We start from the raw sequence: 24,615 nt of genomic DNA on the forward strand, positions 1-24,615 counted from the left end.
AAGCGCGAGAAACTCAGCGTGTTTGGCGGTGACTATGCGACGGTCGATGGTACGGGCGTACGCGACTACATCCATGTGGTTGACCTGGCCGTTGGCCATGTGCAGGCAGTCAAGCGACTTGCTGCGCGTGTGGGGGTGCTGACCGTGAATCTCGGTACGGGCCGTGGCTACTCCGTGCTGGAGGTGGTCAAGGCCTTCGAGGCGGCAAGTGGCCGTCCGGTCCCCTACCAGATCGTCGCTCGCCGTGCAGGCGATGTCGCGCAGTGCTACGCCGAGACGGTGCTGGCTGGCGAAGAACTGGGTTGGCGTGCCGAGCGCGGCATCGAGGACATGTGCGCTGATGCGTGGCGTTGGCAAAGTGCCAACCCCAACGGATATGAATAAGCGATGAGCCGTACCTTTCCGGCCGCGATTTCTGCAACAAGCCAATTCAGGAGTTATTGATGTCCCTGCAACCCGTCATCTTGTCCGGAGGCTCCGGCACACGCCTGTGGCCAGCCTCGCGTGAGCACTACCCGAAGCAGTTGTTGCCGCTTACCTCACAGGACACCTTGCTTCAGATTACCGCGACACGCGCTGATGGCATCGCTGGTGTGGATATCGCTGAGCCCATCGTCGTTACCAACGAAGACCATCGCTTCATCATCGCCGAGCAGTTGCGTCAGATTGGCAAGCCCAGCCGTCGTATCGTGCTTGAGCCGGTCGGCCGCAATACGGCGCCAGCCATGCAGCTTGCCGCTCTGGTCGCGGCCCAGGAAGGGGCCGATCCGGTGTTGTTGGTGATGCCGGCCGACCACGTGGTGGCAGATGCTCCGGCGTTTCGCAAGGCGATGCTGGAGGGGCACGCGCAGGCGCAGGCGGGCGAGTTGGTGACTTTTGGTATCGTGCCGGATCGTGCTGAAACGGGCTACGGCTATATCCGCGTCGGGGCGCCCGTGGCGGGGGCCGACAGTGCGCGCCAACTGGCCGCCTTTGTCGAGAAGCCCAATGCACAGCGCGCAGCAGAATACGTCAGCTCCGGCGAGTACCTCTGGAACAGCGGCATCTTCATGATGAAGGCATCTATCTGGCTCAAGGCTCTGGCAAGCTTGAGGCCGGATATTGCGGCAGCGTGTGAGCAGGCCGTTACGGCAGCACAGCGCGACATGGACTTCATTCGTGTCGACAAGGCCTTGTTTACGGCATGTCCTTCCGACTCCATCGACTATGCCGTCATGGAGAAGCTCGGCGCCCACCCTGAACTCGGGGCTGCGATCGTCGTGCCTCTGGACGCAGGCTGGAGTGATGTCGGCGCATGGGATGCGCTCTGGCAAGTCAGTGACAAGGATGCCGAAGGCAATGTGACGCGTGGCGAGGTCATGCTGCATGACACGCAAGACAGCCTGATTTTTGCTGGCAGCCGGCTGGTGGCTACGGTGGGCATCAAGGACGTCATCGTTGTCGAAACGCCTGATGCGGTGATGGTCGCTGACAAGGCGCATGCGCAAGATGTGAAAGCCATCGTCACGCGCATAAAGAGTGAGGGCAAGACGCTGGCAGCCAGCCACCGCAAGGTCTATCGCCCATGGGGTTGGTACGACAGCATCGATATGGGTGAGCGCTTCCAGGTCAAGCGCATCGTCGTCAATCCCGGCTCCAAGCTGAGTCTGCAGATGCATCATCATCGTGCCGAGCACTGGATCGTCGTCAGCGGGACAGCAGAAGTGACCAACGGGGATCAGGTCCTGCTGCTCTCCGAAAATCAGTCCACCTATATTCCGTTGGGAACGACCCATCGCCTGGCCAACCCTGGCAAGGTGCCGCTCGAGATCATCGAAGTGCAGTCCGGGTCCTATCTCGGCGAAGACGACATCGTGCGTTTTGAAGATACTTACGGGCGTACCAAGTAAGCTACGTCGTATGAGTGATGCACGTAATGTTCTGGGGAGTCCGCTGATGGCATGCAGCTATGCGCCATTGACGGGCTATTTCCGCACCGGTTGTTGCGAGACGGATGCTTCCGATCTGGGCCGGCATGTTGTCTGCATCAAGGCCAGCGCGGAGTTCCTGGCGTTCAGTGCCAAGGCCGGCAACGACCTGTCGACGCCGCGACCGGAGTACCGCTTTCGTGGTGTGCAGGCAGGGGATCGCTGGTGCCTGTGCGCTTTGCGCTGGCTCGAGGCTCACGAAGCCGGCGTTGCGCCTGCTGTTGTGCTGGAGGCGACGCATGAGTCGGCGCTGGAGATCATCCCGCTGAATCTGCTGCGTGAGTTTGCAGTGAGCTAAAGTAAAACGGCGCCGCGGCGCCGTTTTTTCTTGAGTACTTGGTGATCAGGCGAAATTGAGCCGATCCGCGAACGACACCGATTCCAGCAAGGCCTTGCTGACTTGTTCATTGGTCAGTCCCAGGGCTTCCGTCTGCGCGCGCAATGCATCAGGCAGGAAGTTCTCGGTGGCGATGGCCAGCTTCAGCAGCGGGGCATAGGCACCCTCACCGCGCAGCAAAGCGTCGCCCACGGCGGCGGGCAGGCTCATCTGTTCCAGCACCGCATCAAGTGAGGTGCCGAGCAAGACGTTGAGCAATGAAAAGGCGCCGGTGATGAACAGATTGTCCAGTTCGGTTTTCGCGAAGAACTGGGCGCCGAGTTTTTCCATGAAATGGCCGCGCGTGATCGACGCCTGCATCACGGCAGGAGCGATCGGATCCTTGCTGGCCGACACCAGCAGCAGTGAAAGCCATTTGTGCAACTTGTCCATGCCGAGGATGGTGACCGCATGGCGGAAGGACTGCACTTCCACCATCAGCCCGAAGCCTGCCGAGTTGATGTACTTGAGCAGCTTGTACGACAAGGTTACGTCCTGCTTCAGGGCTGCCTCGATCTGCGAGACTTCGGCCTCGTCACGCACCATGTTGAGCAAGCGCACGATGCCCGCGTGCGAGGAGGACATCTGCTTGGCGAGAGGGGCTCCATTGAGGAAGAACCAGCCGGCCGCGCCGTCGTAGCCGTTGGCAATGGCTTGCTGGAAACCGGCAACATCCTTCAGGCCCCAGGCCATGGCCAGACCAGGCGCGCCGTTCGGGTTAGGCAGCTTGTTTGCATCGGCCATGACGAAACGGCAATCGACATTTGCCGGCCACTGTACGCCAGGCTGGTACCAGGTCAGTGCCAAAGGCATGCCTGATGAATTCAGCTGACTGATCAGCTCCTGCGTCTGTGGATATTGCAGGGCAGGTGCGGGAATTTCGACCAGAGTGTTCTGTGGGGCTTGCCAGGCTTGCAGTTCGGCGGTCGGCACGAGACGGCCAAGGCTGACGAAAACCATATGGCCGGTCGGCCAGTCTTCACTGAAGCTATTGAGCGCAGCGGCCGCGGCGGGCACGCTGGGGGCGTGAAACACCAGACGGTTGGCGGTAATCGCGCGTTGCTTGTTTACGACGGGCTCGCGGGTAATGAGCACTCCAGCTGACATCAGTTTCTCCAGAATGAATTCACGCCTTTTGCAAAGCATGAACCAAAAGTGCCTGAGAAAGCGGAGCGAGCAGACGGCTGGTCAGGCTGTTTGCGCAAGCAGTACGCAAGTACGGCGAGCAGGCTCACAACGCCAGTCCTTCGCGCAGCCCGCTTTATCAGGTGCTTTGGGTGTTATCGGCGGAAAAAGTAAAAGCATCAGCGAAAAATGCATCGGCGTGCAGATTGCCACGTAGCGAGAAGTCCCGTCGTGCCGCGTCGATCATGGCCGGCGCACCGCATGCATACACATCGAACCCCGACAGATCCGGGTGGTCGGCCATCACCGCTTCATGGACAAAGCCTGTGCGGCCCGTCCAGCCTTCTGGCTGCGCGTCCGAAATCACGGGTACGTAGCTGAAGTCGGCCAGTTCGCGTGCCCAGCCCTGTGCCAGTTCATGTTGGTAAAGCCCCGCGAGGTCACGGGAGCCCCAATACAGATGCACGGGGCGGCGGATGCCGCGTTGGGCCATGTCTTCGATGATGCTCTTGATCGGCGCGAAACCCGTGCCGCCCGCGAGGAAGATAATCGGCTTGTCGCCTTCGTGCAGGTAGAAGCCACCGAGCGGGCCTTCGATGCGCAGGATGTCGCGCTCCTTCATCGTCGAGAACACCTGGCTGGTGAAGAATCCACCTTCGACGTTGCGGATATGCAGCTCCAGTGCCTCGGCCTGATGCGGTGGATTGGCCATCGAGAAGCTACGGCGCTTTCCGCCTGGCAGCAGGAAGTCGATGTATTGACCTGCCATGAAGCGGAACGGGTCATTGGCGGGTAGCTTGACGCTGAGCACCATCACATCATCCGCAGCCTTGGTCAGGCTCTGCACGCGGCAAGGCAGCTTGCGGATCGGGATGTCCGTCGTGCGCCGCACTTCGCGGCACTCCACCTCGACGTCAGACATGGGGTGGGCGCAGCACATCAGGCCCATGCCTTTCTCGCGCTCGTCGGCCGACAGCGTCGTGAGCGGCGAACGGCCGTGGTCGATCTGGCCCGAGATCACGCGGGCCTTGCAGGAGCCACAGGCGCCGTCCTTGCAGCCGTAAGGGATGACCAGTTCGGCGTCGAGCGCGGCTTGCAGGATGGTGGTGTCGGTGGCGGCCGGAAACTGGTGGCCGGTGGGTTGGAGCGTGACCTTGAAAGACATGGAAAAACCTGACGTGAGAGAATGCGGGTAATGAAAAACGTTCTGATCGTTGGCTGCGGTGATGTCGCGCAGCGCGCCCTGCCGTGGCTGACGCGGCGTTTTCGCGTGCTGGCGCTGGCGCGTGGGCCTGAATCCGCCGCCGCCCTGCGTGCAAGAGGCGTTACGCCCGTACCGGGGGATCTGGATTCCCTGCGCTCGCTCAGGCGGCTGGCCGGGATTGCAGATGTCGTGTTGCACAGCGCGCCGCCGCCCGATCAGGGCTACGACGACCCCCGAACGCGCAACTTGCTGGCGGCGCTGGGAGGCGGCGAAAGTCTAGCACGCAGGCTGGTCTATATCAGCACGAGCGGCGTCTATGGCGATTGCGGTGGTGGGCGTGTAAGCGAAGCCAGCCCGCTGAGGGCGGCGACGGCGCGGGCGCGGCGTCGTGTGGCGGCCGAGCGGCGCCTGCGGAGTTTTGCGGTGCGCAACGGTTTGCAACTTGCCATCCTGCGTGCGCCCGGCATCTACGCTGCCGAGCGTTTGTCGCTGGAGCGCCTGAAGCGTGGCGACCCCGTTCTGCAGCAGACGGATGACGTGTATACCAATCACATCCACGCCGACGATCTGGCACACGCGCTGACACGCGCCATCGTGCGCGGGCAGGGTGGGCGCGCCTATAACATCAACGACGATGCTGTGTTGAAGATGGGTGATTATTACGACGGCATGGCTGATGTTTTCGGACTCGCGCGTCCGCCACGCATGTCGCGCGAAGAGTGTGCGCAGCGACTGTCGCCGATGATGATGACCTTCATGTCGGAGTCCCGCCGTCTCGACAACGCGCGCATGAAGAAGGAGTTGCGGTTGCGTTTGCAGTGGCCGCAAGTGCTCGTTGGTTTGCAGGCGATTCGCGATCAGCGCATATCAAACCCCCACAATCCGGACCGATAGGATTTCCATGCTTTTCCTGTGGCTCAAAGCCCTTCACGTATTTTTCGTCATCAGCTGGTTTGCCGGTTTGTTCTACTTGCCGCGAATCTTCGTTAACCTTGCCAGCATCTCCCCGGAGAGCGGTGCCGAGAGAGCGCGCTTGTTGGGCATGGCAGTGCGCCTCAAGCGCTTCATGATTCCGCTGATGCTGGGCACCTGGATTTTCGGCATCGCCATGATCGCCAGCAGTGGCACCGAGGGCATGTCGGTGTGGTTCCAGCAGCACTGGCTGCATGCCAAGCTTGCCCTGGTGCTGGTGCTGACTGGTTACGACGGCTATTGCAAGAAGCTGCTACGCGACTTCCAGAACAACCGTAACAAGCGCAGCCATGTCTGGTATCGCTGGTTCAACGAGATACCGGCAGCCTTGTTGCTGCTGATCCTGATCCTTGTGATCGTCAAGCCATTCTGATTGCATATCCATGAGTGAAACCTTCTTCTCCCCCTGTCCGCGTAGCCTGGAGTCCTTCCTCGTCGACGAGCTGAAGCGCTTTGGTGCGAGCGATATCGAGACCGTGCATGGTGGCGTGCAGTACAAGGGCGACTGGTTGCTGGCCTGGCGTACCAATCTCGAAAGCCGCATCGCCACGCGCGTGTTGTGGCGCGTCGGCATGACGCGCTATCGCAGTGAGGACGAGGTGTACAAGCTTGCCTATGCGACGACCTGGGCCAAATGGTTCAGCCCCGAGCAGACGATTCGTGTTTACGTGACGGCCATCAAGTCACCGCTGAAGAGCCTGAACTTCACTACGCTCAAGGTGAAGGATGGTCTGTGCGATCACTTCCGTACCGTGGTCGGCAAGCGGCCCAGTGTGGATACCGAAGCGCCCGACATGCGCATTCATGCTTTCCTGACCGAAGACATGTGCACGCTGTACCTCGACACCTCGGGCGAACCGCTCTACAAACGCGGCTTCAAGCCCGCCAAGGTCGAAGCACCGCTCAAGGAAAATCTTGCTGCGGGCATCTTGCGTTTGAGTGGTTGGCAGCCGGGCGAGAGCCTGCTTGACCCCATGTGCGGCAGTGGCACCTTTCTCGTCGAGGCGGCCCAGATGACGCTGAACATTGCCCCCGGGCTGGGGCGTGGTTTTGCGTTCGAGAAGTTTCGCAATTTCGATGCGGGCGAGTATCGGCGCCTGCACACCTCCTTGCTGAATCAACGCTTGCCGGTGCGTTCGCTGCCGGTATTCGGCGCTGACATCGATCCCTATCAGATCGCCGCAACCGAAGAGAATCTCGCGGCCGCAGGTTTGCTGGAACAGGTAGAGCTGGTGGTCAATGACGTGCTCGATCTGGAGCCACCGACGGCCGAAGGAACGTGGGTCAGCAACCCGCCCTATGGCGTGCGTCTGTCGACCGGGGATGAGTTGGCCGAGTGGTATCCGAAGCTGGGGGATGTACTGAAACGGCGCTTTGCGGGTTGGAATTGCTACTTCCTTACCGCAGATACGCAGCTCGCCAAGCTGATCGGTTTGCGTGCCAGCAAGAAGACGCCATTGATGAATGGCGATCTTGATTGCAGGCTCTATGAATACAAGATGCTGGCGGGCAGTGCTCGAGAGGTCTTCAAGTAGGTCTAAAGCCACACCAGAAAAAAGGCCGCAGGAGTGAGCTCTTGCGGCCTTTTTTGTTTCCAGTGTTCTTCAGACAATGTCGAGGTTTTGCACGTTGCCTAGGAAGTCCTTGTCGGTGTGTTTGCTGTTGAGTTTGATCTGCAGCCGCAGATCGTTCACCGAGTCGGCGTTACGCAGCGCGTCTTCGAGGCTGATCAGCTCGGCTTCGAAAAGATCGAACAAGGATTGGTCGAAGGTTTGCATGCCCAGCTCGCGCGAACGCTTCATCACTTCTTTCAGCTCATGGACTTCGCCCTTGAAAATCAGGTCGGAGACCAAGGGCGAATTGAGCATGATCTCAACCGCAGGAACGCGGCCCTTCCGGTCCTTCATCGGCAAGAGGCGCTGCGACACCATGGCGCGCAGGTTCAGCGACAAGTCCATCAGGAGTTGCGCGCGACGCTCTTCAGGGAAGAAGTTGATGATGCGGTCAATCGCCTGGTTGGCGCTATTGGCGTGCAGGGTGGCCAGACACAGGTGGCCGGTTTCGGCGAAGGCAATGGCGTGATCCATTGACTCGCGGTCGCGGATTTCGCCCATCAGGATCACATCTGGCGCCTGACGCAGGGTGTTCTTGAGGCCTGCTTCCCAGCTATCCGTATCCAGGCCGATCTCGCGTTGCGTGACCACGCAGTTCTTGTGGGCGTGCACGAATTCGATCGGATCTTCGAGCGTGATGATGTGGCCGTAGCTGTTCTCGTTGCGGTAGTCGACCATGGCGGCAAGTGTCGTCGTCTTGCCGGTGCCGGTGCCGCCGACGAAGATGATCAGGCCGCGTTTGGTCATGCCGATATCCTGCAGGATGAGCGGCACGCCCAGCTCCTGCAGGGTCGGGATTTTCTGTGCAATCGTCCGCGCCACGATGCCGACCTTGCCTTGCTGCACGAAGGCATTCACGCGGAAACGCCCGATGCCCGATGGCGAGATCGCGAAATTACATTCCTTGGTGGACTCGAACTCGGCAGCCTGCCGGTCGTTCATGATCGAGCGTGCCAGCTCAGCCGTATGCTGCGGGCTCAGGATCTGGTTGGACTGCGGCACGATCTTGCCGTCCACCTTGATGGCGGGCGGAAAGCCGGCGGTGATGAAAAGGTCAGAACCCTTCTTGCTCGTCATGAGCTTGAGCAGGTCCTGCATGAATTTGATGGCCTGATCGCGTTCCATGGTGCCAACCCCGATAGCGGATTCAATGAATCATGATAGCGCTGGCAGGCCCGCAGTAGTGGGCGAGCCTGACCAGCGCGCGGCGCAGAGCGCTCAAGCGCCGGGGAACAGGTCCTTGTTCATGGCACGTGGGCGAGCTTCCGCGGGCGATACCAGGTTGCGCTTGACCAGATCCTGCAGGCACTGATCCAGAGTCTGCATGCCGTACTGGCCGCCGGTCTGGATCGACGAATACATCTGCGCCACCTTGTTCTCGCGGATCAGGTTACGAATGGCCGGTGTGCCGATCATGATTTCATGCGCGGCTACACGGCCCTGGCCGTCCTTGGTCTTGAGCAGGGTTTGCGAGATCACCGCGCGCAGCGACTCCGACAACATCGCACGCATCATTTCCTTTTCTTCGGCAGGGAAGACGTCGACGATACGGTCGACCGTCTTGGCTGCCGATGAGGTGTGCAAGGTGCCGAACACCAGGTGACCCGTTTCGGCGGCGGTCATCGCGAGGCGGATCGTTTCCAGGTCACGCAACTCGCCGACGAGGATGATGTCCGGGTCTTCACGCAATGCGCTGCGCAGTGCGTTGGAGAAGGACAGGGTGTCCCGTGATACTTCGCGCTGGTTCATCAGGCAGCGCTTCGATTCATGCACGAACTCGATCGGATCCTCGATGGTGAGGATGTGGCCATACTCGTTCTCATTGAGGTAGTCGACCATCGCCGCCAACGTCGTTGATTTGCCCGAGCCGGTCGGACCGGTCACGAGTACGATGCCGCGCGGCTGGCTGGCGATGTCCTTGAAGCTGCGCGGACAGTTCAGGTCATCCAGCGACAGCACTTTGGAAGGAATCGTCCGGAATACCGCACCGGCGCCACGGTTCTGGTTGAAGGCGTTAACGCGGAAGCGCGCCAGGTTAGGCACCGCAAACGAGAAGTCGCACTCGAGGAATTCTTCGAACTGCTTGCGCTGGCCGTCATTCATGATGTCATACACCATGGCATGCACGTCCTTGTGTTCCAGCGGAGGCAGGTTGATGCGGCGCACGTCGCCATTGACGCGGATCATCGGTGGCAAGCCAGCCGAGAGGTGCAGGTCGGAAGCCTTGTTCTTGACGGAGAAGGCGAGCAGTTCTGTGATGTCCATGGCGTGCGTCGATCCTGACTGGTTGATGAGTGCGTAAGGGGCTGACTAAGCGACTACAGGCGTCGTGCCGGGCGACCGGGAGCCCCCTGCTATACTTTCGGCGGCATCCTTGGGAAGTTGAGTGGATTATATGACGGCGATTGCCGCCAACCTGCAAGCAGTTCGTACCCGTATCGCTGCCGCCGAGCGGGCGGGCGGGCAAAATCGTGGACTGGGCGACGGTGTGCCCACGGTCAAGTTGCTGGCCGTGTCCAAAACCAAGTCCGCCGCTGCAATACGCGAAGCCCATGCTGCCGGTCAGCGCGCCTTCGCCGAGAACTACGTGCAGGAAGGTGTCGACAAGATTCTCGAGCTGGGCGACCTGTCACTGGAGTGGCACTTCATCGGTCCGCTCCAGAGCAACAAGACTCGACCGGTCGCAGAGCATTTCGACTGGGTGCATACCGTCGATCGCGAGAAGATTGCGCAGCGCCTGTCCGAACAACGCAGTGCCGGGAAAGCGCTCTTGCAGGTCTGCCTGCAAGTGAACGTCAGTGGCGAGGCGAGCAAGGGTGGCGTGGCACCTGCAGAGCTCGTTGCACTGGCGCGTGCGGTCTCCGCCATGCCGCATCTGCAACTGCGTGGTTTGATGTGCATACCGGAGCCGACGCCAGACGTGACCTTGCAGGCACAGCGTTTTGCGCAATTGCGCCACTTGCTTGAAACCCTGAATGCCGAGCTGGGTCTGAGCATGGATACTTTATCCATGGGCATGTCGGACGATCTCGAAACGGCGATTGCCGAAGGCGCGACGATGGTGCGCATCGGCTCGGCGATTTTCGGTGCGAGAGGCGTGCCGCAGGCTGCGGCGTGAAGAACGAACAGCGACAAACTGCGACGCATAGCGGCGAGAGGCGTCAGGCGTGCGGGGTTGTGAAACTCCTTACGCCTCACTCTTCACTCCTTACTGAGCAATGAAAATCACATTCCTCGGCGGCGGCAACATGGCCTCCGCACTGATTGGCGGCATGCTGAAGCAGGGCTTTGCTGCCAATGAGATCCAGGTGGTCGAGCTGTTCGCGGCTGGGCGCGAGCGTTTGCAGACTGGCTTCGGCGTGCGCACGACAGAGACGCTCGACGCGCAGGCACTCGATTGCGATGTGCTGGTGCTGGCCGTGAAGCCCCAGCAGATGCGTGCCGCGCTGGCGCCTGCTGCCGGCAAGCTGGTTCGCCAACTGGTCGTGAGTATTGCGGCCGGCTTGCGTTTGCAGGATCTCTCGCGCTGGCTGGGTGGATATTCCACGCTCGTGCGTGCCATGCCCAATACGCCCGCGCTGATCGGCCTTGGTATCACCGGCCTGTATGCGGAGGAGAGCGTTGCGGCCGAAGGTCGTGAGGCGGTCGATCGCATCATGCGCGCCGTAGGTAAGAGCGTCTGGCTCGACAGCGAGGCACAGATGGATGCCGTGACGGCGATCTCCGGTAGTGGCCCGGCATACGTGTTCTACTTTATTGAAGCGCTGCAGGCCGCCGGCGAGAAACTCGGGCTTGCGGCAGAGACTTCACGCGCGCTGGCGCTGGAGACTTTCATCGGCGCAGCGACCCTAGCGGTGCAGAGCGACGAGCCTGCCAGCGTATTGCGTGAGCGTGTTACATCGAAGGGCGGCACCACTGCAGCGGCGCTGCAGAGCATGGCTGCTGATGCGCTCCCCGACCTGATTGCGCGTGCGACGCGTGCTGCCGCATTGCGTGGCGGGGAGCTGGGTAACGAGTTGGGCCAGGACTGAACGTCGTTTGCTGGCGAATCCGGCAGCGAGTACCAATACCCGAAATGCATTGATCAAGACGGCGCCCATATGCTCATCCAAATGATTGTTTTCCTGCTGCAAACCGTCATCGGTTTCTTCTGCATGTTGCTACTGGTGCGTACTGCCATGCGCTGGATGCGGATTTCCTTCGTCAATCAGATTGGTCAGTTCGTCCTGGTCACGACCAATTGGGCGGTGGTCCCGATGCAGCGCGTGCTGCCGAGCGTGGGGCGTCTCGACCTGTCGTCGCTGGTGCCTGCATGGCTGTTGCAGGTCGTGCTGGTGTTATTGATTTCCGCGATCAATGGCTTTGGTTTCAACGATCCGGTGGCGGTGCTGGTGCGCGCGCTCGGCATTGGCGCGCTGGAGCTGCTGCGCTCCGCGCTCTATCTGCTGATGTTCGTGGTGATCATCGGCGCGGCCATTTCGTGGGTAAATCCACGCGCGCCGATGGCGCCAGTCCTGAACATGCTGACGCGGCCGTTCCTGGATCCGATCCGTCGCATCGTGCCGCCGGTGGCGAACGTTGATCTGTCGCCGTTCGTGTTGCTGGTCGTCGTGCAGCTGCTGCTTATCGCCATTGCATGAACTGGTTGCGACGCGCCAGTGACGGCACGGTCACATTGACCTTGCACGCACAGCCGGGTGCAAAGCGCACCGAGTTTGCCGGTCTCTATGGTGAGGCGTTGAAGATCCGCCTTGCAGCACCGCCGATCGATGGCAAGGCCAATGCGGTACTGACGAACTTTCTGGCGACTTATCTGAGTGTGCCGAAGGTTGCCATCAGCATCCTGAGTGGCGAGAGTTCGCGGCACAAGATCCTGTGGGTGCAGGGAGCGGGCGAGGCCGCACTGGCGAAGCTTGAGGCAGAGGCCGAGCCGCCAGGCAAGGCTTGATCAGCTCGATTCGACGCGGTTCTTGCCAGCGCGCTTGGCGCGGTACATCGCTTTGTCTGCCCGGTCCGTCGCGACATCCGGGTCTTCGCCTTTCACGAGCTCCGTCACGCCGGCGCTGAAGGTGATCAGCAATTTCTTGTTCTCGTGCAGGAAAAAGCGCTTCGTGAGTTCCCGTTGCAGGCGTGTCAGCGCCACGACGGATTCCTCGACTGTCGTATCCGGCAACAGGATGAGGAATTCCTCGCCACCATAGCGACCGCATGAGTCCTGCGGGCGCAGCGTCTCGCGGATCACCTGCGCGAGGTGGCGCAGCGCGTCGTCGCCCGTGGCGTGACCATAGGTATCGTTGAGCGACTTGAAGTTGTCGACATCGAGCAGCGCGATGCACAGGCGCGAATTGCGGCGTTGCTGGCGCGCCATTTCGCGCCCGAGGATTTCTTCCAGCCCCTTGCGGTTGAGGGTGCCCGTGAGCGGGTCGTGACGCACCAGTTCGCTGGCCTGCTGCAACTCGTCTTCGAGGCGGGCGATTTCCTTGTAGGCCTGATCGACAGTGGAGCGCAGCGACGACAATTCGTCTTGCGAACGACGTGTGCGGCTCTCGATCATGCGCGTTTCATTCAGGACTTCGTCGACCAGGCCCGACAACTCGGAGAGGCTGCTGGCGCTGCCGACGCGTGCCGCGAATACCTCGATCTTGGAGTGGTACGTGCCGGTGGACTCCGCAAGTTCGCTGAGGCGGTCAATGAAGTGCGCCAGCATGTCGCGCAACTTGTCGTGAGCATCGGACAGGCTGCGCTTGAGTGTCCCCTGTTTGAAGATGACATCACGCAGGCGCTCGCGCAGTTCGTCGAGGACCTTCTTGTCGAGCGGGCGCGAGAACAGGTCGAGCACCATCGACATCTGGCCCTGCATCCACTTGTCGTCGATGGCCAGCTCGCTGATGTTCTCGATGATGAGCTGCAGCAGATTCATCAGCGCCTGGCGGATGTAGCTCTGGTCCTGTACGACCCACTGCACCTTGTAGGAGAACTCCTGCAACTGAGCCTCGAATTGGGTGATGTCCAGCGTCTCGGGGTTGCGCAAGGCCTTCGACAGGATGGTGGCTTGCTGGACCAGCTCCGGCGTGTCGATCAGGAGTATGCCGATGGCGTTTTCCAGCGTCTGGCCGACGAGCACCCTCCATGCCTCGGGCGCGTCGGCCAGGCTGCCGCGTGGCGCAATGGCAGTCTGCGTGCTGATTGAAGGTGTGGCTGCCGCAGGCGTTGCTGCCGATGCTGCAGCTTGGGTGCCGGATTGTTCCGTTGCAAGTGGCAGGTCGGTGCTTTTGACCTCGATGCCGCTTTTTTCCGCCGTATCTCCTTGCGACCAGCCACGCACCATGCCTTGCAGGCGGCCGAACAGCACGCTGGCCTCGCTGGTGCTGCTGGCATCCAGGACGTGCGTTAACGCTTCCAGCTTGGCCTGGCTGCTCATGCCGGCAGTGGGGCGCTCGTACTGCGTGACCAGATCACGCACCAGCGCACCCCAGCCGGGGGACTCGGGGGCTTTTTCGGTCAGCAGGGCAATCAGCTGGGTCTTGAATGGCTGCCAGCTGCGTTCTGCGATGGCTGATTCGAAGCGGCGCGTGGCCTTGAGTTGTTCGGGCGTGGAGCGGGGCAGGGCCGCTGCAACCATCTTGAACTGACGCTCGGGAAATACCTCGTCGATATTGGTCCCCGAGATCTGCTGGTACAACTCGCGGTAATTGTCGGGCGTCGGCGGTTTGCGCTGGGTAGCGAGGCGACGCAGCACTTCCCGTGCAATTTCAGAAGGTGTGCCGAATTCTGCCATGCTAGTAAACGCCCCGAATCTCTGTTGTCATGCGACGGTTTGTGGCCGTCGGGTTGCGCCCGAGCTAAGCGATGCGCAGCTCTGATTCACTCGACCAGCCCATGCTTCAGGCCGTAGTGGGTCAACTCCGCGTTATTGCGCAGCTTCATTTTTTCCAGCAGGCGGGCGCGGTAGACGCTGACCGTTTTCACGCTCAGATTCAGCTGCTCGGCAATCTGCGTGAGTGTCTTGCCCGACGAGATCATGCACAGCGTCTGGTATTCACGATCCGACAGCTTTTCATGTGGTGGGCGCTCGATGTCTTCGCCGATCGCATTGGCCAGCTCTTCGGCGACGGCCGCACTCACGTACTTCTTGCCGGCAGCAACCTGGCGGATGGCTGTGACCAGTTGCTCAGGCGCGCCTTGCTTGGAAAGATAGCCCGCGGCACCGGCGCGCAAGGCACGCACGGCGTATTGCTCTTCCGGATGCATGGAGAGGATCAGCACAGGCAGGCGCGGGAATTCCTTCTTGACCAGCTTGAGGGTGTCGATCCCGTTACGGTCGGGCATCGAGACGTCCATGAGCACGACATCGCACTGCGTGTTGCGCAGTACTTGCAGGGCCTTGACTCCTCCATCCGCCTCGGCAACGACCTCCAGATCCTCGGTGTCGGAGAGGATCTGTTTCAGTCCCTGGCGGATGATGGCGTGGTCGTCGGCAATCAGGACGCGAATCTTCTGGCTCATGGTGGCGAATCTATCTGCGGTGCTCATGCCTGTCCAGCCGAAAAAGCGGCGGTCTCCCGGCCCATTTCAGCGCGCACGGGGTGCAGTGGAACGCGCAGGACGACGGTCGTGCCCTGCGGATTGCGTGGGTGGATGATCATGGTGCCACCGAGGCTGTCGAGGCGTTCGCGAATGCTGCGCAGGCCAAAGGACTTCGGCTTGCGCAAATCGGCACTCTTCATGCCGCGGCCGTTGTCGCTGACCTCCAGCACGATCTCGTCGCCTTCCTGCATCAGGCGCACCTCGACGTGTTCGGCACCCGCATGCTTGCTGATATTGGTGAGCGCTTCCTGATAGGTGCGGAACAGGGCAATCGATGCGTCTTCGGAGGTCTCGATGTCGTGGTCTGCACACAGCACCTCGCAGGGAATGCCGGTGCGGTGCTGGAAGTCCTCGGCATGGCTCTCCACAGCGGCGGCGAGGCCGAACTCCTTGAGGATGCCCGGCCTGAGCTCGCGGGCAACGCGGCCAGTCGTCGTGATCGCGTCGTCGAGCATGGTTTCGATCTGCCGCAAGCGTTCGAGCTGAGGCGAGCCCGTATCCATCTTGCCTGCCAGCAACGAAGTGGAGATCTTGATGCCGACCAGCGTGCCGCCGAGCACGTCATGGATGTCGCGTGCGATGCGGTCCCGCTCCTCTTCCTTGGCGCGCTGCAGGTGGTTGGAAAGCTCGGCGAGCTGTTCGCGGGAGGTGCGCAGCTCGGCTTCAGCCAGCTTGCTCTGCGTGATGTTCCACATCACGCCTTCCCAGATATGAGTGCCGTTCTCCAGCTCCCGCGGCGAACAGCGTAGATTGATCCATTTGATGTCGGCGCCGGACGGCAGCACACGGCCCTCCCAGTTCAAGGTCGCGTGGCGCTCGCTGGACATGGCGAGTGCGCTGAAAAAATCCTCCCGATCTTCCGGCACGATCACGCCAACCAGCGGGTTGTCGTGAGAGAGCAGCGTCTCTGCGCTCATGCCCAGCAGCATCTGGCTGGCCTCACTGACGTACAGGAAGTGCGGCATCCCCTCGGGGGTAACCTGCATCTGGAACAGCATGCCCGGCACGTTCGTCGCCAACGCGCGGAAGCGCTCATCGTTCACTCGCATTGCATCCAGCGCCGCGCGGCGCTCGCGGCGCATGCACGCCTCGCGTCGTTCGCGCTCGATAACAGGGGCGAGGCGGCCCAGCCGGCTGAAATCAAGACAGTCCTGTGCGCCTGCCTGCATGGCCTGGCAGGCTGCGACTTCATCGAGCTGGTTCGAAACAGCAATGAACGGAATGTCGCGCGCGCTCCGCTGCAACAATTCGAGCGCCGCAAGCACGGAACAGTCGGGCACGCTGAAGTCCGCAATGACGACGTCCCAGATCTCCCCGGTCAGGGCGCTGGTTACTGACTGCTCGTCAGACACCCGTCGGCCCTCAATGGCGTAGCCCAGGTTTTCAAGGTGGCCACGCAGACGCGCGACTTCGGCGTCGCTGTTTTCAATGAACAAGATCTTGAGTGCTGCCGTACCCGGGCCTGAATGCATGAAACCTCCGCTGTGACTCGTTTGAAGATAGCACGACTAGTCTGGCCGGAAATTGTACGAGCGCATGTCGTGCGAGCGCATGTAGCTTGTGCCGGAAACATTTCCTTCCCGTATAATGCGCGCCGAGTTGCCGCTTTAGCTCAGTTGGTAGAGCAACCGCCTTGTAAGCGGTAGGTCGTCAGTTCGAATCCGACAAGCGGCACCACCTCATTCTGTTGTCTGCGATCTGCAGATAATCTTGACAAGTAAATCAATAAGCTCTATAGTTTTGCCTCTCTGACGCGGGGTGGAGCAGTCTGGCAGCTCGTCGGGCTCATAACCCGAAGGTCACAGGTTCAAATCCTGTCCCCGCAACCAAATACAACAAGGGCTTGGCGAATGCGCCAAGCCCTTTTTGTTTTGTCTTTTGCTTTCTTGTGTGTGTCGGAGCTGAGCGCAGCGTTCAAACGCTGCTTCAATCGGCAAGAACAGCGGCAAGGTGCAAGGCCTTGTCGTGATCAGGCTTCGTATTCATTGCAGTTCATGGCCCAGGCGGCGCTACCTCTCCGGGAAATCCATAAACGTGAGTTATGCGGATGGTTTCGTCCCGTGGGTCGACGATGGGCGACCATGCCATCGGTTTTTCGGCAGGCATGACGACGGTCGTCGGATTGTCATAGAGCTGGTCTATAACCACGGCCTGAGACGCGGGATTATGTAAGTTTCCAGTCAGACATTCTGAATAGTGTTTGCTGTCGTCATCGACGCGGATGGCGGCGGATTGCTGGAGTCATCGCGCAACTATCGTTCCCGACCCCGCATAAACGGAATTGTTCGGAAACTTCCTGCGCTTTGATCTAGTCTCTCTGTACGCTTGCGTGGGCGCTTCGCGTATCCACACTGAATTTCGATCGAATCCAGTTATATGTTGCTGGGTGTGCCGGTGACCAGACGTGATGCTGCGAGGTGTGGGTGCCAGATTACGTGGTTGATTTTCTTGCAGGCATTCCCGGCAGCAGTGTCGGGGTGCTGGTCGTCGGGCTGGCGCCGAGTCTGTTGTTCCTCGGGCTCTGGCTGGATGAGCGGCACAAGCGCATTGCTGCCCAGCATCTGGCTGCGCTGCGCCGCGAAGATCTCGCGCATTCCACGCGCCTTGTCACGGTAGGTGAGTTGACGGGCTCCATCGCACACGAAATCAGCCAGCCTCTTGGTGCCATCCTCAGCAATGCCGAGGCGGCGGATGTGCTGCTGAGCCAGAAGCCGCTGCAGACCGAAGAGCTGCGCCACATCCTGTATGACATACGAGCCGACGATCTGCGTGCAAGCAAGATCGTCCGGCAGATCCGTGCCCTGCTGACCAAGAGCGAGCAGAAGATGTCGCCGCTGTCGCTCAACGAGCTGGTGGCCGAGACCCTGTTGTTCGTGCAGGGAGCAATCCGCCGTGCCAATGCCCGGCTATGCGTGGAGTACGCGGACACATCTGTCCTGGTGTGCGGCGATCGTACCCAGTTGCAGCAAGTGCTCATGAACCTGTTGCTGAATGCACTCGACGCGATGAAGGATACCCCTGCGCCGAACAGGGAAATGATCCTGCGTACGCGCGTGCTGAACGGGGCAATGCATTGTGAAGTGTTGGATCGTGGCCATGGCATCGTCGAGGAGCATCGCGGCCGCATCTTCGAATCTTTTTTCACGACCAAGCCCGGGGGGCTGGGTCTCGGCTTGACGATCAGTCGCAGCATCATGGAGCGTCATGATGGCAGTATCACGCTGGCTGATCGACAAGGCGGAGGAGTTGTCGCAGGCTTCGTACTGAAGGCTTTGCCCGAGCCCGAAGAGTCCGCTAACACCAGCAAGGTTGTTGAATGCAAAGGAGCGCTCGCATGAATACATCACTACCCGGTATTGATTATCCCGAGCTGACGTCGCGCGCTGTTTGTCGCCCCGGGGTCCCGGTCGTGCGGGTGGTCGACGATGATCGTGCCTACTGCATTGCCTTGCATCGCTTGTTGCGCGCGCAGGGCTTCGAGGTGCGTTCCTATAGCTCGGTGGCCGAAGTCTTGCTCGAAGGGCTGGACGCACCGGGTTGCTTTGTCCTCGACATGGCTTTGCCGGACGCCACCGGTCTCGAGCTGCAACAGGTTCTGTCGCGTTGGCCCGAGCCGCCGCCGGTCATCTTCCTGTCGGGGCAGTCCGACGTGCTCAGTGTGGCGACCGCGATGAAGCTTGGCGCCGTGGATTTCTTCAGCAAACCGGTCGAAGGCGTTGTGCTGGTCGACAGCGTGCGCAACGCCTTGCTCAGGGACCAGACCAGGCGCGACGAACGCAAGAGCCTGCGCGATTTGCGCACGCGTTACGACGCCCTCAGCGAGCGTGAGCGCGCGGTACTGACCCTGGCGGTAGAGGGAAATCTGAATCGCGACATTGCACTGACGCTCAATATTGCTGAACGCACGGTGAAGGCGCATCGCGCCCATCTTCTCGAGAAGATGCAGGCGCGAACGGTGCTGGATCTGGTCCGCATGACGGATCGGCTGCGTGGTAGCGCGCAGCCCCTGTAAGAGCCCGTGTTCGGGCCGCGCCGGACGGTCGTCCGGCGCATCGCAACCCCCCACCTGATTGACGACTCCTTGTCGTGGCGGTTACGGGCTGCGCAAAAGGCGCGCTGCCTGATGTCGTTCGCCTGCCTCTCCGCGCCCGGTGCACTTGCACCAAAGTGCAGATGCACCAGCACCTGGGGCCAATGCACGCGCTCTGCCGCACGCGTACTCTTGGCGCGTGCTGACGTGCGTGGAGAGTGCGGTGAAAGAAATCCGGAAATTAATGGGTCTTGCGTTCTCGTGCGTCCTGCTCGGTTGCGCATCGGCTGTGTGGGCTGCGAATGACGCGCTGCCTTCCTGGACGGCCGGGCCTGCCAAGCAGGCCATCGTGAAGTTCGTTGGCGAGGTCACCCACAAGGGAAGTCCTCGTTACGTGGCGCCTGCTGAACGCATCGCGGTGTTCGACAACGACGGCACGCTGTGGAGCGAACAGCCACTCTATTTCCAGTTCATCTTCCTGCTGGATCAGGTGAAGGCGGCGGCGCCGCAACATCCGGAATGGAAAGACAACCCGGCCTTCAAGGCCTTGCAGAGTGGCGACCATGCCTTGATTGCCCAGCACCAGAAAGAGCTGCTCCAGCTCATGGCCGTGGCCAATAGTGGCATGACCGTCGCTGAGTATGACAAGACCATCCGTGACTGGATCGCCACGGCACGCCATCCGAAATTCAAGAAGCCCTATACGGAGCTGGTCTTCAAGCCGCAACTCGAACTCCTCGCCTACCTGCGTGCCAACGGCTTCAAGACCTACATCGTCTCTGGCGGCACCATCGAATTCATGCGTCCGTGGGCGGAGAAGGTGTACGGCATTCCTCCAGAGCAAGTGGTTGGCTCCAGCCAGCTCATCAAGTTCGAACTGCGTGATGGCAAGCCCACGCTCGTGCGTGACGCCAAGATCGACTTCGTCGACGACGGCCCCGGCAAACCCGTCGGCATCTACCGCAACATCGGCCGCTGGCCGCTCATAGCCTTCGGCAATTCCGACGGTGACCTGCAGATGTTGCAGACCGTCGCAGCAAGGCCGGGTGGCGGTCTCGCGCTGATCGTCCATCACGACGATGCAGAGCGCGAATTCGCATACGACCGTCAATCCTCCATCGGCAAGCTCGACAAAGCGCTCGACCAGGCGCAGAGCGACGGCTGGACGGTGGTCAGCATGAAGAGGGACTGGAAGCGGATCTACCCGTGATGCCGGCGATTCTTGAAGTTGGCGGACTGCAATCGCAGTGCGTCTGTGCAATCGCCGCTCGCGCGGCAATCTGAAGGAGATCGTCATGTCAGTCGGTTTCAAGTTGAAACGCGGCTTGCTCGCGCTGGCGGTACCGCTGGTGGCAAGTATCGGTTTCTCGGCGCCCGCCGCGGCGCAGTCAAAGCCCAACATCCTCGTCATTTTTGGCGATGACGTGGGTCAGTCCAATGTCAGTGCCTACACACGTGGCATTGTCGGCTACAAGACGCCCAATATCGATCGTATCGCCAAGGAGGGCATGCTGTTCACCGACTACTACGCGGAGAATAGTTGCACGGCGGGGCGCTCGACTTTCATTACCGGTCAGTCGGTGTTCCGCACCGGCCTCTCCAAGGTCGGCCTGCCCGGTGCTCCGGTTGGCTTGCAGGATCGGGATGTCACGATTGCACAGGCACTCAAGCCGCTTGGTTATGCAACCGCCCAGTTCGGCAAGAATCACCTCGGTGACCAGGACAAGTTCTTGCCCACCAAGCATGGCTTCGATGAGTTCTTCGGCAATCTCTATCACCTGAATGCGGAAGAAGAGCCTGAGCGTGCTTACTGGCCCAAGGACAATCCTGAATTTCTCAAGTTCTATAACCCGCGCGGCGTGCTGCATTCGTATGCTGATGGCAAGGTCGAGGACACCGGTCCGCTGAACAAGAAGCGCATGGAAACGATCGACGATGAGACGACCGGTGCCGCGATTTCCTACATCCAGAAACAGGCTCAGGCCAAGAAGCCTTTCTTCGTATGGATGAATTTCACGCGGATGCACATGTATACGCATGTGCGCCCCGAGTATCGAGGCAAGGCAGGACTGGGCCTGGGCCACGAATACGCGGACGGTATGTGGGAGATGGACCAAAACGTCGGCAAGTTGCTGAAGGCCGTTGATGATGCGGGTATCGCCAATGACACCATCGTCCTCTTCACCACCGACAACGGACCAAATTTCTTCTCGTGGCCAGATGCAGCCAACACGCCATTCCGTAGCGAGAAGGACTCCAACTGGGAAGGCGCCTTCCGCGTGCCGGCGATGGTGCGCTGGCCTGGAAAAATCAAGCCCGGTGAGGTCACGAACGGCCTGTTCTCCGGGCTCGACTGGTTCCCGACCTTGCTTGCTGCCGCAGGTGACACAACGGTCAAGGATCGTTTGCTGAAAGGCACGAGTCTTGGTGGTACGTCGGCGAAGGTTCACCTCGACGGTTACAACCAGCTCGATCTGCTCACCGGAAAAACCGAGAAGAGCGCGCGTAACGAGTTCTACTACTTCAATGATGACGCCGACCTCGTTGCCATGCGCTATGACATCCTGACGCAAGGCGCAACGACGCCGACGGCGTGGAAGATCGTCTTCTGCGAACAACGGGCGCCCGGTGGCATGGAGATCTGGAAGGAGCCCTTCACGTGCACGCGCGCGCCGAAGTACTTCAACCTCCGGATGGATCCTTACGAGCGTGCCGACACGGGTCCGACCAATCTGTACCACGCGCTTGAGACCGAGAACCCGTATCTGTTCATCGATGCGCAACGTCGGGCCGGAGCCTTCCTGCAGACTTTCATTGACTACCCACCTAGCCAGATTCCGGCGAGTTTCACGATCGATCAGATCGAAGCAAACATAAAGCGTCAGGTGGCAGAGAAGATGAAGCCAGCAGGTAAATGATGGAGCCGGGTCGTGATGCTGCCGCACGATCATCGCGACCCGAGCCGGATGCACGGCGCACCGTTCCGAGGGTGCGCCGTCGCCATGACCATGCCGCATCAGAAAGGTCGCCTTGAGTTCTTCCAGCTCCGTCATCGGCAACGAATCATTGCGCTCGTCCTTGCCTGCTGACGCCAGCAATGCGCAGCACGTGAAAGTGCGTCATCCCGCGCACATGTTGCTCGCCAGCGTTCCCCTCGTCTTACTGGCTGGATCGGGGGCCGCTTCACTGATCTACCAGGTTCTCTGGATCAAACAACTTTCGCTGGTGGTCGGCGTCGAGGTGCATGCCATCAGCGTTGCCATCGCGGCCTTCTTCGCAGGGCTGGGTTTCGGTGCGTGGTGGTGGGGCGCGAGAGCCGATGCGAGCCCGCGTCCGATGCGTCTCTTCGCCCTGCTCGAAGCGGGTGTGGCCGTGCTGGCACTGAGTGCGACGCTCTTGCTCGGGCGCGCCGCTGCGCCATTCGTGGCACTCGAAGCGCAGGCCGGCGTGCTGGCCTGGCTCGTACTGTTCTTCATTGTCGGTTTGCCGGCCGCCTTGATGGGCGGCACCTTGCCCGCCGTGTTGCGCGCAGTCGCGCCACGTGGCGCAGAGGTGAGCCGGGGCGGTGGCCGTCTGTATGCAGCGAATACGGCTGGCGCAATCGTTGGCGCGCTGCTGGCGTCCTTCCTGCTGATTCCCGCGCTGGGCCTGACCGGCGCAGCTTTCGTCGCGGCGGGCATCAATCTCGCTGTGGCTTTGTGTGCGCTGGCCATCTCCGTCAAGGAGATGTCCGCCTCTGAGACCGTCGCAGAGCCCGTGGCGAAAAATGCGGGGGAGGGCATTGCACAGTCATCCGTGGCTTCCGCTTCCGCAAGGCGTGCGCTGGCGCTCTACGCCGTGGCTGGCGGCATTGCGCTGGGCTACGAAGTGGTGTGGTCGCAGGCCATCGTGCAGTTCATGAGCACACGCGCGTTCGCGTTTTCGGTCGTGCTGGCAACCTATCTCGCCGGCCTCGCGCTGGGTAGTGCGTTGTATTCGCGATACGCGGATCGCATCAAGGATGCCTGGGGCGCTTTCGGCTTGTTGATCGCAGGTGCCGGCTTGCTCGCGCTGGTGTGTCTCGCGGGCACCGGGCGCTGGCTCGCTGTTGCGCAAAGCCATGCGGCTGATATGGCGTTTGCCGGCACAGGCAACGCACTTGCCTCCATGAGCGCACGCTTTGCGGTGGCGGCGCTGTTCGTCGTGTTCGCGCCCACCTTGCTGCTGGGGGCGGCTTTCCCTGCGGCATTGCGCCTTGCTGCAGATGCCGGACATGCGGGGCGTGATACGGGTCGCCTGCTGGCCTGCAATACGCTGGGCGGTATCGTCGGCAGCTTGCTGGTCGGCTTTGTGCTGGTGCCGTGGCTGGGGCTCATCCACACGCTGGCGCTGCTGGCACTCGGCGCGGTGGTGGTTGGTGCGTTCGCAGTGGTGCCGACCATGACCAAGAGGCATCGTCTGCGCTTTGCGACGCTGGCGGTCGGCGCGTTTGCAGTCGTCGTGGCTGTGATGACGCCTGCCAATCACCTCGCCGAACTGCTCGCTCAATCGCGCGGTGGCATGCTGAGTTTCTACGAAGAAAGTCGGGGCGGCACGGTGGCCGTGGTGTCGCAACACACGGGCTCCAACAACTTCCAGCGCCTCTACATCAACGGCGTCTCCAACTCGGGCGACGCGATGACCTCGCAGCGTTACATGCGCTTGCAGGCCCTGTTGCCGCTGATCATCCACAACGGCGAGCCGAAGTCGGCGCTGGTCGTGGGGCTGGGTACGGGGATCACCGCTGGCGCGCTGCTGAGCTATCCGGGTCTCGAGAAGCGGGTCGTCGCGGAACTGCTGCCGGCGGTGTTGCGCGCGGTGCCGAACTTCGACGGCAACCAGAAAGTGGCGAGCGATGCGCGCATGGACATCCGCTTGCGCGACGGCCGCCGAGAATTGTTGGCAAGCGCCGAGCGCTACGACCTCATCACCCTCGAGCCGCCACCGCCCTCGGCTGCGGGCGTTGCGAATCTCTACTCGAGCGACTTCTATCGCCTGGCCGGTTCGCGCCTGAACGTGAACGGCATCGTCGCGCAGTGGCTGCCCTTGCCGACGCAGAACGATGAGGACTCGCGCAGCCTCGTGCGCAGCTTCCTCGACGTGTATCCGCATGCGTCGCTGTGGACGACCGAGCTGCACGAGATGTTGCTGGTGGGTTCGATGCAACCCATCCAGCTCGACGCGCAGCGTATCGCCGAGCGCTTCGCGCAGCCGGAGGTGTCCAGTGTGTTGCGCGAGGTCGGTGTTGTGTCGCCGGCAGCGCTGCTCGCCACCTGGGTGACGGATCGTGCCGGGCTGGTGCGCTATGCAGGCGATGCGCAGCCGGTAACCGATGATCGCCCGCGCATCGAGTATGCCGCGTGGGTGCGTCCGAAAGAGATCGCCAAGGTGCTGCCCAAACTCATCGCACTACAAGCGCCCGTGCCGCTGCTGGGTGCTGACGATGCGTTGCGCAAGGCGATCGAACGCGAGCGCGACAACCTGTTGGTCTTCTATGAGGCGGGGCTCTATGCCTACGCGGGTGACCGCAACAACTGGCTACAGTCCCTGCAGTACGTCATGCGGCGGGATGGTTCGAACGCATATTACCGCTGGGTCGCAGGTGCGCCCTGAAACCATGGAAACGAAACATGAGGACCGGGCGGCAAATACGTGTCTGCCTGAAACCGTATGGTGCAGGAGAACTGAAGTGAGAAATCATGTTGGCAGATATGTGGGTTGCA

General features: G+C 61.0%; 21 protein-coding genes, 2 tRNA genes and 1 pseudogene. 17 read left to right on the forward strand and 7 right to left on the reverse strand.

What is annotated here, in order from left to right; all coding sequences use genetic code 11:
- From VVD49_RS07935 to VVD49_RS07945, 3 genes and pseudogenes are all read left to right on the forward strand, one after another.
- Positions 1-384, forward strand: a pseudogene (locus tag VVD49_RS07935) (UDP-glucose 4-epimerase); the annotation flags it as partial.
- 59 nt (positions 385-443) lie between these two features.
- Positions 444-1,889 carry a mannose-1-phosphate guanylyltransferase/mannose-6-phosphate isomerase gene (locus VVD49_RS07940; RefSeq protein WP_327598600.1) on the forward strand — a complete coding sequence of 482 codons (1,446 nt, stop codon included), beginning with the start codon at positions 444-446 and terminating at the stop codon, positions 1,887-1,889.
- 10 nt (positions 1,890-1,899) lie between these two features.
- On the forward strand, positions 1,900-2,265 hold the full coding sequence (locus VVD49_RS07945) for a DUF2237 family protein (protein ID WP_327598601.1): 366 nt from the start codon (positions 1,900-1,902) through the stop codon (positions 2,263-2,265).
- A 45-nt stretch (positions 2,266-2,310) separates the two neighbouring features.
- Here the strand turns inward: VVD49_RS07945 and VVD49_RS07950 are convergent, their stop codons facing one another.
- A complete protein-coding gene (locus tag VVD49_RS07950; protein WP_327598602.1) occupies positions 2,311-3,450 on the reverse strand; it encodes an EAL and HDOD domain-containing protein in 1,140 nt (379 codons plus the stop codon).
- A 157-nt stretch (positions 3,451-3,607) separates the two neighbouring features.
- Positions 3,608-4,633: a CDP-6-deoxy-delta-3,4-glucoseen reductase gene (locus VVD49_RS07955; protein ID WP_327598603.1), complete on the reverse strand. Its 1,026-nt coding sequence runs from the start codon at positions 4,631-4,633 to the stop codon at positions 3,608-3,610.
- Between the two features lie 30 nt (positions 4,634-4,663).
- On the opposite strand from VVD49_RS07955, the gene VVD49_RS07960 reads away from it, so the two are divergent.
- From VVD49_RS07960 to VVD49_RS07970, 3 genes are read left to right on the forward strand one after another with little or no spacing between them, the layout of a single operon-like run.
- Positions 4,664-5,566, forward strand: coding sequence for an NAD-dependent epimerase/dehydratase family protein (locus tag VVD49_RS07960; RefSeq protein ID WP_327598604.1), 903 nt, complete (start codon positions 4,664-4,666; stop codon positions 5,564-5,566).
- Between the two features lie 7 nt (positions 5,567-5,573).
- The gene (locus VVD49_RS07965; RefSeq protein WP_327598605.1) at positions 5,574-6,017 is read left to right on the forward strand and encodes a CopD family protein; all 444 of its coding nucleotides are present in this window, start codon (positions 5,574-5,576) and stop codon (positions 6,015-6,017) included.
- Positions 6,018-6,027: 10 nt separating this feature from the next.
- Positions 6,028-7,179, forward strand: a complete 1,152-nt coding sequence (locus tag VVD49_RS07970) for a THUMP domain-containing class I SAM-dependent RNA methyltransferase (protein WP_327598606.1) — start codon at positions 6,028-6,030, stop codon at positions 7,177-7,179.
- A 69-nt stretch (positions 7,180-7,248) separates the two neighbouring features.
- Here the strand turns inward: VVD49_RS07970 and VVD49_RS07975 are convergent, their stop codons facing one another.
- Both VVD49_RS07975 and VVD49_RS07980 read right to left on the reverse strand, forming a co-directional pair.
- Entirely contained in the window at positions 7,249-8,382 is a 1,134-nt protein-coding gene (locus tag VVD49_RS07975) for a PilT/PilU family type 4a pilus ATPase (protein ID WP_327598607.1), read from the reverse strand.
- A gap of 93 nt (positions 8,383-8,475) precedes the next feature.
- The gene (locus tag VVD49_RS07980; RefSeq protein ID WP_327598608.1) at positions 8,476-9,522 is read right to left on the reverse strand and encodes a type IV pilus twitching motility protein PilT; all 1,047 of its coding nucleotides are present in this window, start codon (positions 9,520-9,522) and stop codon (positions 8,476-8,478) included.
- Positions 9,523-9,652: 130 nt separating this feature from the next.
- On the opposite strand from VVD49_RS07980, the gene VVD49_RS07985 reads away from it, so the two are divergent.
- The 4 genes from VVD49_RS07985 (at position 9,653) to VVD49_RS08000 (ending at position 12,205) form a co-directional block, all read left to right on the forward strand.
- On the forward strand, positions 9,653-10,375 hold the full coding sequence (locus VVD49_RS07985; RefSeq protein WP_327598956.1) for a YggS family pyridoxal phosphate-dependent enzyme: 723 nt from the start codon (positions 9,653-9,655) through the stop codon (positions 10,373-10,375).
- Positions 10,376-10,475: 100 nt separating this feature from the next.
- Positions 10,476-11,288, forward strand: coding sequence for a pyrroline-5-carboxylate reductase (gene proC / locus VVD49_RS07990; protein WP_327598609.1), 813 nt, complete (start codon positions 10,476-10,478; stop codon positions 11,286-11,288).
- A 69-nt stretch (positions 11,289-11,357) separates the two neighbouring features.
- The gene (locus VVD49_RS07995) at positions 11,358-11,897 is read left to right on the forward strand and encodes a YggT family protein (protein WP_327598610.1); all 540 of its coding nucleotides are present in this window, start codon (positions 11,358-11,360) and stop codon (positions 11,895-11,897) included.
- Positions 11,894-12,205, forward strand: coding sequence for a DUF167 domain-containing protein (locus VVD49_RS08000; RefSeq protein WP_327598611.1), 312 nt, complete (start codon positions 11,894-11,896; stop codon positions 12,203-12,205). The genes VVD49_RS07995 and VVD49_RS08000 overlap by 4 nt, the downstream gene beginning before the upstream one ends.
- Here the strand turns inward: VVD49_RS08000 and VVD49_RS08005 are convergent, their stop codons facing one another.
- The 3 genes from VVD49_RS08005 to VVD49_RS08015 all read right to left on the reverse strand — a co-directional run bounded on the left by VVD49_RS08005 (position 12,206) and on the right by VVD49_RS08015 (position 16,316).
- Positions 12,206-14,035 carry a GGDEF domain-containing protein gene (locus VVD49_RS08005; RefSeq protein ID WP_327598612.1) on the reverse strand — a complete coding sequence of 610 codons (1,830 nt, stop codon included), beginning with the start codon at positions 14,033-14,035 and terminating at the stop codon, positions 12,206-12,208.
- Between the two features lie 86 nt (positions 14,036-14,121).
- Positions 14,122-14,763 (reverse strand): response regulator transcription factor, encoded by a 642-nt coding sequence (locus tag VVD49_RS08010; RefSeq protein ID WP_327598613.1) that lies wholly within the window; start codon positions 14,761-14,763, stop codon positions 14,122-14,124.
- Positions 14,764-14,786: 23 nt separating this feature from the next.
- A complete protein-coding gene (locus VVD49_RS08015; RefSeq protein ID WP_327598614.1) occupies positions 14,787-16,316 on the reverse strand; it encodes a hybrid sensor histidine kinase/response regulator in 1,530 nt (509 codons plus the stop codon).
- Positions 16,317-16,445: 129 nt separating this feature from the next.
- Between VVD49_RS08015 and VVD49_RS08020 the strand changes: the two genes are divergently transcribed.
- The 7 genes from VVD49_RS08020 (at position 16,446) to VVD49_RS08050 (ending at position 24,505) form a co-directional block, all read left to right on the forward strand.
- A tRNA-Thr gene (locus tag VVD49_RS08020) sits at positions 16,446-16,521 on the forward strand.
- A 75-nt stretch (positions 16,522-16,596) separates the two neighbouring features.
- Positions 16,597-16,673: transfer RNA gene (locus tag VVD49_RS08025), tRNA-Met, on the forward strand.
- 606 nt (positions 16,674-17,279) lie between these two features.
- Positions 17,280-18,182: a sensor histidine kinase gene (locus VVD49_RS08030; RefSeq protein WP_327598615.1), complete on the forward strand. Its 903-nt coding sequence runs from the start codon at positions 17,280-17,282 to the stop codon at positions 18,180-18,182.
- Positions 18,179-18,856, forward strand: a complete 678-nt coding sequence (locus VVD49_RS08035; RefSeq protein WP_327598616.1) for a response regulator transcription factor — start codon at positions 18,179-18,181, stop codon at positions 18,854-18,856. The genes VVD49_RS08030 and VVD49_RS08035 overlap by 4 nt, the downstream gene beginning before the upstream one ends.
- A gap of 262 nt (positions 18,857-19,118) precedes the next feature.
- Positions 19,119-20,084 carry an HAD family hydrolase gene (locus tag VVD49_RS08040; protein ID WP_327598617.1) on the forward strand — a complete coding sequence of 322 codons (966 nt, stop codon included), beginning with the start codon at positions 19,119-19,121 and terminating at the stop codon, positions 20,082-20,084.
- Positions 20,085-20,169: 85 nt separating this feature from the next.
- Positions 20,170-21,792, forward strand: coding sequence for an arylsulfatase (locus VVD49_RS08045; protein WP_327598618.1), 1,623 nt, complete (start codon positions 20,170-20,172; stop codon positions 21,790-21,792).
- Between the two features lie 112 nt (positions 21,793-21,904).
- Positions 21,905-24,505 carry a fused MFS/spermidine synthase gene (locus VVD49_RS08050; protein WP_327598619.1) on the forward strand — a complete coding sequence of 867 codons (2,601 nt, stop codon included), beginning with the start codon at positions 21,905-21,907 and terminating at the stop codon, positions 24,503-24,505.
- The last annotated feature ends 110 nt before the right edge of the window (positions 24,506-24,615 follow it).

Origin of the sequence: Uliginosibacterium silvisoli (assembly GCF_036017035.1) — a bacterium.
Classification (GTDB): domain Bacteria; phylum Pseudomonadota; class Gammaproteobacteria; order Burkholderiales; family Rhodocyclaceae; genus Viridibacterium; species Viridibacterium silvisoli.